Source organism: Shewanella sp. MBTL60-112-B2 (assembly GCF_019655055.1).
Taxonomy (GTDB): Bacteria; Pseudomonadota; Gammaproteobacteria; order Enterobacterales; family Shewanellaceae; genus Shewanella.
The window spans coordinates 101,390-114,544 of the sequence record NZ_BPFA01000013.1; the positions used below are offsets into that span (position 1 = coordinate 101,390).

The window sequence follows — 13,155 nt, forward strand, 5'->3', positions numbered from 1 at the left end:
AGCTCTAATCCATCGTCACATAACCAAACCAACTGAAACCACTCCAGCACAACCTAAGCCAATGAATGTGTTGATATTCATATTAAAACACCAATGTATTCATTATTGCCGAGAGGAGTTATTTAAAAATAAATAAAAATTATTTTTAACATGTAACACACTGTTTAATTAAGGATATATCTGAACTAGGCAGATTTTTAATAAAAAAAGTGTGATTACAGCTTACCCACGATTCTTTTAAAAAAAATTTTACTGCCATCATCTACTCAACAAGCACTTAACCCCACTAAGAACGAGAGACGATACATGTTATATAACTTAATCATTATTATGCTACTTCCAATGATAAAGCAGCTTTATAAAGCCATCGATAGCAAGGTTTCTGACCTATTCCTAAATAACTTTACTGTCTACGGAGCTGGGAATATGCCTGGCGAAACCAAGGCAGAACAAACCCGTGCAAAGCTCAATGATTGGTTCAACAAAAAAATTAGTTATCTTGAAATTAATGTTCTCGCTATCGATAACTTAAATGTACGCCTGTACCGAAATGGGTTTAACAGTGAGAATAATGAGCTAAAGGTTATATTGAATTCAGGAGTAGTCTTCTATAGTCGTGCTAGATTGCCTAATAAAAAACATTCTACTCAGAAAAAAATCTGTGACCTTTCGGAAGGGATAAAATTAGAGTCAAAAGTGAAATCGGAGCTAGGTGCAATTGCTGCTCAGCAAGCCATTCATCAAAATGGTCGAAATATTCACGCCAGAAAACCAATACCAACGCTTGGAGAGTACTTACCTGAGTACCAAAATTTAATCTATTTAAGCAACCCTAAAACAGCAGAATCGAAAACGCAGCTTATTGAAAATCACTTCTCAAATTTGCTATCGCTGCCGATTAATGAAATATCTAAAAACCATCTATTAAAATGGCTAAGTTCTCATACAGTTAAGCTAACAAGCAAACAGCTTAGCTCAGGTATGTCGCCCTATGATTTAGCAGAGTCAACAATAAAGGGCGCAATGAGTACCTTAAGAGCTGCTATACGTGCGGCATCGGAAGATCCTCGTCACCCTTTCGTATTCGATGAAGAGCTACTTTGTAAGCCTCTAAAGGTGCAAGTTAACAATACTGAAGATAAATATTATACAGATAATGAACTCACAGAAATTTACCAAGAGTTGGCTGCAAGAGATAAAGAGAAGCTTAAAGGGAAGACTGTAGGGTCAGTTTATGCTGATTACTTTACTCCACTAGCACTGCTGTGTTTCCACACAGGCCTACGCCCTAGTTACGCACTACAAATAATGAAGAGCGATATCAACTTTGCCGATAAAAAACTAAGAATTCGTGCGACGGTAGGGAAAATCAAAAAAGACCAATATATTGAGATCACGCCTGAAATCGAAGCGATTTTAAAAGAATGGCTAAAACACTCATGTCACCAAACAACTGCGACTAAATGGTTGTTCCCAAGTCCCAGGAGCAAAGGAGCTCATATTACTAGCTACAAAAAAACGAAGGCTAGCTTTATAAAGCGTCTTAGCTTTGGCCATCTTGACTTTAGAATTATTAGGCATACTTTCGCCACTAGACATACCAAGCAAACTAATAACATCCGTAAAACTCAAATTGCTTTGGGTCATAAAAGCTCACAAACAACAGAACGTTATTCTCATGTGATCCAAGATGATCACTGTAACGATATGGATGACTACTCTGCATCACTAAATCATATTATGCCGGCTAAAGCTCAAGGTTGCTCTTTGCATACTTAGTGTTCGCCTAAAACTCGCCTTCTCACTTTCTACCTAGTTATTGAACATCAAAAACAACAGGAGACGTCGATGAAACCGAGTTATCAATACCAGTTAAATAACTTGATTAGCTTACTTCATGAAATATCAAGCTGCCTTGTAGAAGAGCTGAAGTATGTCGATAGAGAGCTGTATACGCTTGAAACAGAGCTCAATTTTTTAGAGTTCGCAATAAGGAAACACTTGAGTAAAAAACACGTATTACCACTGCAGCAAGAACAGGTAATCACGTTTTTTCGCCAACACTTCAATAATTCGCATGTGGCAACCCTAGCTACTAATGAGGACACATCATTAGCCAATTAGGAGGCACTATGAGCGATAAGAAGTCACTTTTTATCAGAGAGTATCAAAGGCAATCTAAATCGCCTTGGAGCGACCACAGCACCATTTTGTTACTGGCGGGCCATCAAGTAACACAGGATGATGATATCGAATTAAGTTTTAGTCGATACATCTATCAACATAGAGATTCTGCTGGGAGGGTTTTAGGTATGAGTATCAGTAAATCAATACAAGAAGAGCATCCAGAACTTGATAGTCAGTATCTGGAAGATTTTGATATGTACATGGTGTTACTGCTGCTCAAAGAAGAAATACAAAGCTTCTGCGGCTTATTTGATGACGAATTCGAAGCTATTTTTGGATTACCTCCTGAAATTTACTTCGATATAGCTGAGCAACATTGGGCACAAAAATTAGAGGACAGTTTATAGCAACAACTCGCGAGCCATTAGGCTCGCTTTCTTGGGCTCTTTAAGCTTTCTCTTAGCAACACGTATCAAAATTAGGTTAATAGACAGGCATCAATAGCATTTTGCATCGGTGTTGATAAGGCAAACCAAACATAACAACGGTTAGTGACCGAGGCTCTATTGAGCCTAAACAACAAACACTTTTACTTATTAACTATTCTGCCGTCATCACAATATATGCGGTAGTTACTTTTACGCTCGCAAGTGTCAGGAACCTAATATGAACAGCAAAATTAACACTGCAGTAAAGCCCCCTTATCCCAAAGCTGAGGGCCGACTTGAAGCCACACACCACTTAATTAAGTTCTCTTTAGTTGAGAATGTACTCATTTTTCCAACTGGCTTAACGCTTGAACAAGCAAAGCACAATGCAAAAGAGCTTGAAAAGGAACAATCCCTAAGCCACGCAGATGCCATGAAATGCATTTGTTGGGGTAACGGTATTCATAACGTACAAAGCTTCAACGAAGCACTTCTTCTGCTTGTAAAGTCAACTTTTGGAATCGAGCATACAGAGCTTGGTCTTTACTCTAATGACAATAGCTACACTGGTTTTTGGTGGCTAGAAGCAGGAACAACTAAATATACCAGAGTCGCAATTCCAAGTATCAAGAATACAGAGAAAAACCTAACAAGCATGCTAGTAGATCGACTTTTACCTGTTAGAGAAGACTCCCCTAAACAAGTTAAATTTTTAAATGCCGTCAAAGACTGTCTGATTTATTTAGGTCGTGGTTACACCCTCGCTCCACACCGAAAAAACCTTAACCAAGTTCAAGATATTTATGAAATCGACATCGATATTAAAAAGCTCATATTTGACAGCAAAGGCTCAGCAGACAAGCTTTTGAGCTACGCCTTGGCAAGTTGCTACAACACGCGACACACAACGGAGCTAATGATGTCACAGAGCCTTGCCGCTATAGGTGAATCGCTTGGAATGACAAAGATTGACCTTTCTAATAAGTATGAACGAGAAGAGCTTGCTAACGGCTTCCGCTACCCTCAGTTTGGCGACATGTGCATGCAACTAGATAACTAGATGATGTGCAGAAAGACATTCTAAAAAGACTACTCGATAGCTATCAAGGCTGGTAGGGGTTAAGCTTGCGAAAAGTTCGTCAGAGTAATTTTTAAGTACCTATTTTCTTCAATAATACAAACTAAGAAAATTCACTACCTCATGACCTATCTATTAATACTGGAGAACAGGGAAGCCTTCGGTCGGTGCTTAGTAATTTAACCAAAGTGTTCAATTGCTTCCACAATACTGCAGACTATTCAAAACTATAGTCTGCCGGGAAAAGACACATTGCGTATCTTTTCTTCGTTATACCCAAGCCAAAGAGCCCGCTTATTAAATATAGCAGCTCATAATATCTTCCTTTACATGAACCACTGCCTAATCCGCTTTGAAGGAATAAGAGCAGTAACCATTCTGTTACCCAGAAAACTCAATAACATACAGAATGAAAATACAAAAAATATATAGGCTGGATATGTCCAAACTACTCTCCCTGCAACCACGCCTGCATTCATTCTGGAAAAATTCCTTTTGTAAGCGTATGAGTCTACATATTCAAATGATTGCTCACCAAAAAAGTTAGTCTCTTTTTCTAAATAAACAAAATCCTTATTCTTGGGCTCATCATACTTAGTCAAATATTTGCCAGTAAATGGATTTCTAACCCCATAGGCAAGCAAATTTGTAAATGCAATGTCCCCAGAACGTGCACTCGAGATTGTCTCATCTGACGAAATATAACTAACGCGACATACGAATAGTAAGACGAAGGTTAAGAAAAATATAATAGATAATACGTATGTTTTTTTCACAAAGCACTCCCTGCCACTTAATTCCAACAGTTTTATAACACACGTCAGTAAAAAAACAAATTCCCCACAAGACTAAAAATTAACTCCGACTACTACACACTAACATAAATATGAATTACAAATGTAAACACATACTCGTTAATCACTCCTTTCTATTGTTCGTAGAACCTCTTATTCAGTTCATCACACAGCACCGTTCGGTGCACTATCCGTGCTTTGAGCAGGGTTGCATCCTCCTGACTTAGTAACACCTGTCGTGTCTTCTTATCAAACCTTGTTGGCATCTCTTCATAGAGCTGGCTATGCAGCCTCTTTATGTCATTGAAGATTTGCAGTGATTGCGAGAACAGCATGACCTTGTGGTAATAACCGTTCTTGAGGCCATACAGCCACTTTAAAAGGATGGTTTGCCTAGCTGCTTTGGTTTTGAATGAGTGCTCAATTTCAATCGCTGCGATTGTGCCATCGGGCTCTATCGCTATACCGTCGACATTGCGCACATCATTAGATTTAAAAAGCCGCTTAAACTCAGGTTCGGTAACGAATGAATACCAGTAGGGTTTAGCTATCTTATCTTTTGTTTGATTGTGCACGCCTTTGAGCAGAACGTACTGCATCATAAGGTCGTGCATTATGGTGTTTTGGTTGACTCGTAAGCAGGGTTCTCCAGCACGGAAATAGACCGCAACGGATAACAACTCTTCGGCGTATTTAGCCCCAGCATAATCCAGCACATAAACCCGGCCATCAATAGAGCGATGAGTGATAACAAGGCTCAGCAATTTCTCGCTGACGAGCTTGTTTAAATGCTCTAATGCCAGCCGGTGTGGAATGCCGTAAAGCCAGCTGATAATCGTTGGTGATGTTAGGCCGAAACGTGTAACGATTTTCATCGTTAATACGCGCCTATCTTTACCAATCTGATTGTTGCTTGTTCCCGGTTGGTAGTGCATGAGCATGGAGATATAAGGTTGATATAACCGCGCTGCTTCAGGAGCTATTTCACCCGCTGTTTCGACGGTTTGATTTAACTGTTGGATTGGATTGTTTTGCTTATTCATCTTGATATCCGTTGTTACGTTGAACATGGTTATCAAGAGGTAGAACCTTAGAACACAAACAATTCGGGTTAAAACAAGAGAACAAATTTTAACTAGAAAATAATTTACTTACGCCTCGCTTCCTGCGATACCTAAAAACTCAATAAAAACAGCTGAATGAAGTAACTCAGAAGCATATCTGTAAATATTTACGCAAAAAATACACACTTTACGTAAAAGTAATTTTTGTTGTATGTTTATTAAGCCTTAAAAATACCTTCTCAGAAAACAAAGGAGAAGAACATGCAATTTGACCCACATGCAACAAAACAATCCAAGATCACAACACAGATTCTAATCGCTCATGCTATGAAAAGGTGCCCTCTTCAAAAGACTTTAGCACTTGAGTTAAACACTCCAGACTCTCGAATTAGCGAGTGGAAGAATGGCAAAGGACAAATGGCAACAGGCACAGCCTTAATCCTAATTGAAAAGTTTGGTTCACCTGCCAAAGCTAAAGGAGTACTTAAAAATAACTGCAGATTTTTACCGCCGGAGACATCACTACAACACTTTTTCAATGGACTTGTTTGTGAGCAAGTAAGTAGGCTGATTGCGGGCTATATCACACACATACGCTGCATTGTTATTCCGGATAGAAACAATAATTTAGAGGCTTCAGTAGAAGATTATGTTATTTCACAGCTGTTAGATGACGAGGAGTTCATAACAATCTCCAAAAAGCTGCTACATGATCACAATAGCAAAGAGCACCACAGGACCGCACAGGAAGATTTCCTACTTAATAATTCAGATATTGAGTTGAATCACGCCTTAAAGGGGCAGGAGGTCTCCCTCTTATCGCTAATAAACAAACACAAATTAGATTACCTACTAAAAGAAAAAGAATACAAATATCTGCATGACAAGAAACGACCTAAACCTCTAGAAATTATTACATTTTTGGCCTACTTGTCAATCGTAATCAACGAGGTAAAATCAATACCAACAACTATCTTATCAACCTGGGTAGGAAAGCCCTGCTACCTAAATACACCTGATAACATAGGCGGAGAAGTTGTGCTTACGGGAGAATTAATTCATGAGTGGTATGACACTACCTTTCAAGGGGAACCAATCCTCGCATCTTCTGAAACAGATCCCGCAGGTCAAGTACAACCGCTAGTTAAACATATGATGCAACTCAAAACATGGGTGAATAAGTTTGAAATGAGTATGGAGCACTCACTTAATCGCTTAATGATCAAACAAAAGCCTTTATATGACCTTCATAACTGTAAGCAAGCATTCATTCTCATTAAAGAAGTTCAGGTGTTTCATAAAGAAGAAAGCTCATATTTAAATCTAGCTATAACAGTTTCACCTCACGACTGCATCAATGAGCATTATAAACACGATGATTTTACGCTAATAATTGAACAGGTAACGACATTTAGACTGCTAGAAGATGTGATACCAATGTTAAAAGCCATTGGACTTGAACACGCAATAACCGAACTAAGCACTAAATATAAGCTTGCAATGCATGGCCTATTAATACCTGGAGCAATCTCAATTTAACGGGGCTCTCATAAGTCATTACAGAGTACTTTATTCGGGTACTCTGCAATGACCTCTGTGTTAAATAAACAAAACAATTAGCCGGCTTGGAAACACGGATATAGACATTATATAGTGAGTTAATTTTGCTCATTCATCTTGATATCCGTTGTTACGTTGAACATGGTTATCAAGAGGTAGAACCTTAGAACACAAACAATGCCGGTTTAGGCAAAAAAGTACTGATTTTTATTCCGAGATGCTTATTTCTCCCTCTCGGGATGAAAATAGCGATACCCATCGCTACCAAGTCAGGCTTTGCCTGATGGATGAATCACTTCGTGACACATCCATATGCCTTGAATCGCCCGCCAGTTCTGATGACTCGTCATCGCCACTGTCTTACGAGCTACGCTCTAGCTTTTCAAGACATCAAACGCGCATGTATCTCGCTACGCTCTGTACTAACCGCATTTTCACCGCTTACGACGAGGGGATGTGTGCCACCTCTACTCCCTCTTTCGACGCCCCGCTTTTCTGACGAAAAGGCAAATGGTTTAGCCATCAATTTGTGCCAAATATGAGGCTAAATTTTGCTGAAGCAAAATGTAAATACGGTTAGTACAGACCAGCTGTACATGCGCGTTGCTCCTTTGAATCGATACTTTGTATCCATCCAAATACGCGAGCTGATAGCATGTTTCACATGCACTTTTGTCACAAAAACTCGTGCCGACTTTTGTTATTAACAGCACACATTCGTTAAAGCGTAACGGGAAAATTTTGCGGGATTTTTGAAGAAAAAACGAAGAATAATTAGAGGTGAAACGCCAAACTTTTTGTTGCTGACAGTTCAGTCAAACAAGTTTGTAATCTAACATTTTTTCATTAATGTGTATAGACAACGGTGAACTTTTAAACAGCAAAATCAGGAGATGATTATGAGTACAAATTCTAACATCGGGCCACTAGTAAATGTCGATGGCACACCTATGGTCGCTGATAGCGGAGTAGATATCAAAGGCAATCCTTATGGTGTAACCGACTCAACAATGGATACGAGTTGCACCTCAATCGATACCAGCTTCGACTCTATGAGTTGCAGCATTACTAACTCATTCGACAACTCTTGTAGCAGTTCGTTTGATAGCTCTTTTGACAGCAGCTTCGACTCATTTAGCTCAGGATTTGATGACTTCTAGATGCCAGGAAAGCAATTAAATCTAAACCAGACAATGAGCATCCCGCTGGTAATCGGCGCGATATTATTGTTCTGGTTATTCTCTTTTTATATTGAAACCGATGATATTCGGTGTCTTGTCATCTATAGTCTAGGAACGTGCAAACTGATTAATGGCGCTTCAACATACCAAGTCCTTTGCAAGCAAAACCCGAGCAAAGTGAACTTATGGCGTGCCAGTTACTATGTATTCTTTCGATTCGTCTAAGCTAAAAATTAAGGAGAACATATGTCCTTTCTAATACCCGCTGCAGTGATGGTTATAGGTATTTTATACCTCATCAAACACGTGAAATATTGAGATGAAGGTGCTCCTAAGCTATCATGTTCAGGAGCAACTAAACGCAAGCATGTCTGTCTATCTGTCACCCCCATTATCGGCATTAATCGACTAGCACAAAGGACCTAAAGCCAGCTCTTAGAATCAGAGCTTATAAGGCAATAAAATAATGTTTACACTGACCCCACATATTATGAGATTTGAACCTTCCTTCCCAGAAACGACCTGTGCAGTTATCTTCTTTATTGGCCATGCGAGCAATGGGCTCATTCAGTGCTTGCAACTCTCTTAAAAACATTAGCAAGAGATGTCACTTAATCGACCTCGGTATTGAGCAATCAAATGCTTTAAACTGCTAACTTCAACACTTTCAATGACCTCACCTTTGGTGAATTTTTGAGTAATGTAGGTGTCTTTAAACAGTTGGTGCCAGTGCTCTACTACTTCTCTATCCGTCCAAATGTTCGCTTCAAAAACATCTACCCTCAGCACCAAATGAAGGTGATTGGACATCACCGCATAAGCGCTTACGTCTATTGCAAAGACACTTGCTAACTCAAGGAGTCTTGATTCAACCCAATCACGACGATGCTCATAAGATTGGCCAGTATATTTATCGATGCAAGTCAGCCAAGATTTTCGCACGCATCTAGATGTGCAGTGGTAAAAAGGAGTCTATTCTACGCTAACTAACGTACTTTTTGGTCTGGCCATAACAACCTCAGTCCAATTGTGATTATTAAAGCTTAGTCAGCAGTTTAAATTCTAGCCAACAATTATGGGTGTCACAGTTAACTAAACAAACTTCTAGCAAAGATCGCTTATATTAAAGAGCGAATACATTAATATAAGTACCTCTAACCATACACTTTATGGTATAACCTCAAAAAACCAAACACTGAGGCCACAATGGGAATTAGCTCGATCAGAATAAAAAACATATTATCATTTGACGACTTCATCATCGAAAATATAAGTGATATCAATTGTATTGTTGGGCAAAATAACGTAGGAAAATCCAACCTCCTTAAAATAATAAAGTTTTTTTATGAAAAACTTGAAGGAAACCACACACTAACACCTTTACTACATTCGAGATACTCTCGTACAGGAATGATATCCATTAAGTTCAATACAACAAAAATTAGAAATGTTGTATTTTCAAGAATGGATGAGAAAAAAGAAAAATACCAAGGCCATGTTGTCAGAACTTTATTTAAAGACCAACATGAGAAAGTAATTAATAAAGGTAAAGCAGAGTATTTCTGCACAATCTCTCTAACAATAAATCAAGACGGCTCCACATCTTGGTCTGAATCAAATGAAGGATTAAGGAAAATAATTAGACGATTATTCCCTTTCTTTGAACTAGATGTTAGAAGATTAGACTTATATGATTGGGCTAGAATATGGAAAAATATTAGTGAACTAAAATTTCTGGACGTCAGCAGTTTAGATAGACACCAACATATAGACTACATAAACTCTAAAATATCACCCAAAAGTAATGCATACAAAGACTATGTTTCCACAACTGAGGAGCTTACACATACCTCAGCATTTGACTATGAAAGCGAGATATTAAATTACATCAAAGTCGGGTTAACAGGCGATTCCTTTCAAATAGACGGAGAAAGCTTGAAGACTCAGTCTGATGGCACAAACTCACATAGATACCTAGAAACATTCCTAAATCTTATGATCGCTCTTAGCCGAAGAGAGTTTGTTACGCCTACTATCTATATTGATGAACCAGAGATCGGGCTACATCCCAAGATGAATGAGGCATTCATCACTAACTTTTCAAAAACATATAACAAATACAAAAGTACTTCAAAATCTTTAGAATGGGGGAAATATAACACCCCGTATCCAAATGTGATTTTTTCAACACATTCTCCAAACATTGTTAAACAAGTTGTAAAGCTTTTCAATAAAGAGGGGGGGCATCAAGTATATCACTTTTCAAAAGAAACCAAACTCCCATGCACGACAGTACAAAGATTTAACAGCAGCTTTACAGACTCTCGATTTCTAAATGTTTTCAACGATAATGAAGCGAGACTGTTCTTTGGTAAGTTTATTCTCTTTGTAGAAGGAGAGTCTGAACTTGAATTGTTTGGAAATTTAAATTTAGTTAGTAAGTTTGAAAAATTAGCCGCAGTTGATATTTATCGTGCAAATGACGTCATGATAAAAGCAATTACTTCATGCATATCATATAAGTCTATACCACATTTAATCCTTTATGATGCAGATAAAGTAGTATCAATTGACCCTCAACGACCTACTTTTAAAATACGAAGCGGTGAAGTGGCTATCAAAGAACTGCAAATCAAGCTATCCCGCTCCTATTTTAATTCTGAAAAACATAAATCTTACATTAAACTTGTTCACTTAATGAGGAACAATGACAAAAAAAGAACTCTTAACGAAAAAAAAATCGGATACTCTTTTTTCAAATATTATGATTTCATTTCAGAACTGAATGAAGTATTAATTAAAGAAAAAAAGACAATGTTATTCAAAACAACATTAGAAGGCATCCTAATAAATAAAAGTAGTATCCATATCTTTTTGGAATGGATTGACTACGAAATTGAAAATAATACACCACTAGGTGGTAAGGGTGATAACGAAAAAAGAGTTAAAAATATTAAAAAATCTTATTACAAGAATAAAAACATAGAAAAAACGTACGGCGAATTGCATGCGAGTCCTACAAGCACTATAAAACTCAACTCTAAACTAGAGCGCTTTTCAAAGTTAATAAGAAAGCTATATGTAAAGCAACTTCGCGTAGGTGTTACCAATTTAAGTCTACAGGATGATGAGTTATTAATTGCCTACAGAATAGCCTTTGGTGGAAAATCGGACACCTTAATAGGTGCCTCTAATGATTCCTATGGTCATCTAGACAAAAGAATAATCGATGCTGTCAACTTTATCAAAGATCAACAATTAAAAAGATTTCCGTGCAAATTGTCTAAGACTCATGGTTGGCTCACAAGATTTTTTGATTTTGCTATTGAGAAAATTGACTCTGAAACATCTGGAAATACAAAAGATTTTAAAATGAAATTCTCTATAGTTTTCCCTGAAATATATGATATAGTACAAAAATTCTAAAGCGATAGATTTATGGGGCTTTGATACTAAAGTTAACGCTAGCCGTTATTAACCCAGTGGTCACTAATTACGATAAATTGGTCGCAATGATGACCTTTCATCAGCACGCAAAGCGTGAAAGGATGTTCTAGGTATCGTATTTGGAATTTTAATTCATGAAAATAATTGAAAAAAAAGACTTTGTTAACCAAGTGCTACAAGGGTACGACGGTTATAGCAATGAGATGGGGGTAAAAACTTTAACCCCTAATGAAATTGTAGAATTTAAGATTGGCAGCAAGTTTGGTTATCGCTGCTCAAATAACGATCTGGCAAAAAGTTTAGAAAACACTCAATTAAGAGCTCTTTCTCGAGTTGTAAATACTCTAGAAATAAGTAAATGCGCGACAGCTTTTGTTACTGGTAGTTCATACCTTGACTTTTTAGAGCCTCATAGATATAGCTATCATTTTATTCGATTAGATATCAAAGACTTTTTCCACTCAATTAGCTCAAGTGTTATATCTGAATCTTTTTCAAAACATTTTAAAGATACTAACATCACAAGCGGCGAGACCAAACAAACACTATTGAAATCGTTTTTAAATTTAGTCACATATACTATACCGCCTGATTCCACCAATAAAAAATTTGCGGGTAAGACTATTTTACCTATTGGTTTTCGAACATCTCCAGCTATTTCAAACATTGTATTCAGGCGTTTAGATTGCTTAATAGAGGATTTTTGTTATAGAAACAATGTTACCTATACTCGATACGCTGACGACATGTTATTTTCATCAAAGATCAATACTAAATTTAAAAGTATCCTACAAAAAAAAGACGTACTTCCCCCGATACCAATCACGCATAAGGAACATAAAACACGCCTTGCAAAAATTAAAAGGGAAGAAGCTTTAAAGCATGGTTGTTTTTTACATTCAGATAAATTCACTAATGAAATTTCAAGTATAATTAGAATTATTAACTTGAAGTTGAATATCAAAAAGACAATAAAATCAAATCAAACAATTTCTCTAAATGGATATACCATTGACGGTGTTGATAGTTATTTATCAGCTGGGACCATCAGGGTTTCCAATAAAAAATTAAATGTAATATCTAAAATAATTCATTCTTTAAATAAAAACATGAGTGCCATTGAAATTATGGAACGATATTTCAAAATGAATAAAGCTCACGAATGCTTCAAATATCCACCAAAATATGATTATTACAATACCTTTTGCATTCAAAAGCTGTTCAATAAAATAACAGGATATAGATCATACTTAGTATCATTAATAAAATATGATGAAGAGTATAACTGTATAACCCCATCTAGCCTAAAAAAGTACAAAAGTCTTATTGCAGAATTGGATAAAACATTCACAAAAATAAAACTTTAGTTCACAGCCCTACTTTTAATTATTACAAATTCATTGATAATGGTGACATACTTACATGTTTTTTTTGAATATAAGCATTAAAAATAGTAAAAAAGAACTTCCATCCAAT

10 protein-coding genes and 1 pseudogene are annotated in these 13,155 nt (G+C 37.1%); 8 read left to right on the top strand and 3 right to left on the bottom strand.

The genetic code is table 11. The features are described 5' to 3' along the window. The first annotated feature begins 306 nt into the window (after nucleotides 1–306). From K5Q73_RS10550 to K5Q73_RS10565, 4 genes are all read left to right on the top strand, one after another. Nucleotides 307–1,779 (top strand): site-specific integrase, encoded by a 1,473-nt coding sequence (locus K5Q73_RS10550; protein ID WP_220765707.1) that lies wholly within the window; start codon nucleotides 307–309, stop codon nucleotides 1,777–1,779. A gap of 69 nt (nucleotides 1,780–1,848) precedes the next feature. Further along, entirely contained in the window at nucleotides 1,849–2,124 is a 276-nt protein-coding gene (locus K5Q73_RS10555; protein WP_220765708.1) for a hypothetical protein, read from the top strand. A gap of 8 nt (nucleotides 2,125–2,132) precedes the next feature. Next, nucleotides 2,133–2,534, top strand: coding sequence for a hypothetical protein (locus K5Q73_RS10560; RefSeq protein WP_220765709.1), 402 nt, complete (start codon nucleotides 2,133–2,135; stop codon nucleotides 2,532–2,534). Between the two features lie 259 nt (nucleotides 2,535–2,793). Beyond that, nucleotides 2,794–3,615, top strand: coding sequence for a hypothetical protein (locus K5Q73_RS10565; RefSeq protein WP_220765710.1), 822 nt, complete (start codon nucleotides 2,794–2,796; stop codon nucleotides 3,613–3,615). Between the two features lie 344 nt (nucleotides 3,616–3,959). On the opposite strand, the gene K5Q73_RS10570 is transcribed toward K5Q73_RS10565, so the two are convergent. Continuing rightward, nucleotides 3,960–4,409, bottom strand: a complete 450-nt coding sequence (locus tag K5Q73_RS10570; RefSeq protein WP_220765711.1) for a hypothetical protein — start codon at nucleotides 4,407–4,409, stop codon at nucleotides 3,960–3,962. A 152-nt stretch (nucleotides 4,410–4,561) separates the two neighbouring features. Further along, nucleotides 4,562–5,470: a hypothetical protein gene (locus tag K5Q73_RS10575; protein WP_259650855.1), complete on the bottom strand. Its 909-nt coding sequence runs from the start codon at nucleotides 5,468–5,470 to the stop codon at nucleotides 4,562–4,564. 282 nt (nucleotides 5,471–5,752) lie between these two features. Between K5Q73_RS10575 and K5Q73_RS10580 the strand changes: the two genes are divergently transcribed. Next, complete coding sequence (locus K5Q73_RS10580; RefSeq protein ID WP_220765712.1) at nucleotides 5,753–7,030, top strand: hypothetical protein; 1,278 nt, start codon at nucleotides 5,753–5,755, stop codon at nucleotides 7,028–7,030. 920 nt (nucleotides 7,031–7,950) lie between these two features. Further along, entirely contained in the window at nucleotides 7,951–8,211 is a 261-nt protein-coding gene (locus K5Q73_RS10585; protein ID WP_220765713.1) for a hypothetical protein, read from the top strand. A 514-nt stretch (nucleotides 8,212–8,725) separates the two neighbouring features. On the opposite strand, the pseudogene K5Q73_RS10590 reads toward K5Q73_RS10585, so the two are convergent. Next, a pseudogene (locus K5Q73_RS10590) lies at nucleotides 8,726–9,243 on the bottom strand (transposase); the annotation flags it as partial. Nucleotides 9,244–9,438: 195 nt separating this feature from the next. Here K5Q73_RS10590 and K5Q73_RS10595 point away from each other — a divergent pair. Next, a complete protein-coding gene (locus K5Q73_RS10595) occupies nucleotides 9,439–11,658 on the top strand; it encodes a retron Eco8 family effector endonuclease (RefSeq protein ID WP_220766143.1) in 2,220 nt (739 codons plus the stop codon). A 155-nt stretch (nucleotides 11,659–11,813) separates the two neighbouring features. Next, entirely contained in the window at nucleotides 11,814–13,046 is a 1,233-nt protein-coding gene (locus tag K5Q73_RS10600) for a reverse transcriptase domain-containing protein (RefSeq protein WP_220765715.1), read from the top strand. The last annotated feature ends 109 nt before the right edge of the window (nucleotides 13,047–13,155 follow it).

What these genes read in the sequence shown, in the direction of transcription:
- K5Q73_RS10550 (WP_220765707.1), top strand. Translation starts at nt 307, where the DNA reads ATGTTATATAACTTAATCATTATTATGCTACTTCCAATGATAAAGCAG.
- K5Q73_RS10555 (WP_220765708.1), top strand. Translation starts at nt 1,849, where the DNA reads ATGAAACCGAGTTATCAATACCAGTTAAATAACTTGATTAGCTTACTT.
- K5Q73_RS10560 (WP_220765709.1), top strand. Translation starts at nt 2,133, where the DNA reads ATGAGCGATAAGAAGTCACTTTTTATCAGAGAGTATCAAAGGCAATCT.
- K5Q73_RS10565 (WP_220765710.1), top strand. Translation starts at nt 2,794, where the DNA reads ATGAACAGCAAAATTAACACTGCAGTAAAGCCCCCTTATCCCAAAGCT.
- K5Q73_RS10575 (WP_259650855.1), bottom strand. Translation starts at nt 5,470, where the DNA reads ATGAATAAGCAAAACAATCCAATCCAACAGTTAAATCAAACCGTCGAA.
- K5Q73_RS10580 (WP_220765712.1), top strand. Translation starts at nt 5,753, where the DNA reads ATGCAATTTGACCCACATGCAACAAAACAATCCAAGATCACAACACAG.
- K5Q73_RS10585 (WP_220765713.1), top strand. Translation starts at nt 7,951, where the DNA reads ATGAGTACAAATTCTAACATCGGGCCACTAGTAAATGTCGATGGCACA.
- K5Q73_RS10595 (WP_220766143.1), top strand. Translation starts at nt 9,439, where the DNA reads ATGGGAATTAGCTCGATCAGAATAAAAAACATATTATCATTTGACGAC.
- K5Q73_RS10600 (WP_220765715.1), top strand. Translation starts at nt 11,814, where the DNA reads ATGAAAATAATTGAAAAAAAAGACTTTGTTAACCAAGTGCTACAAGGG.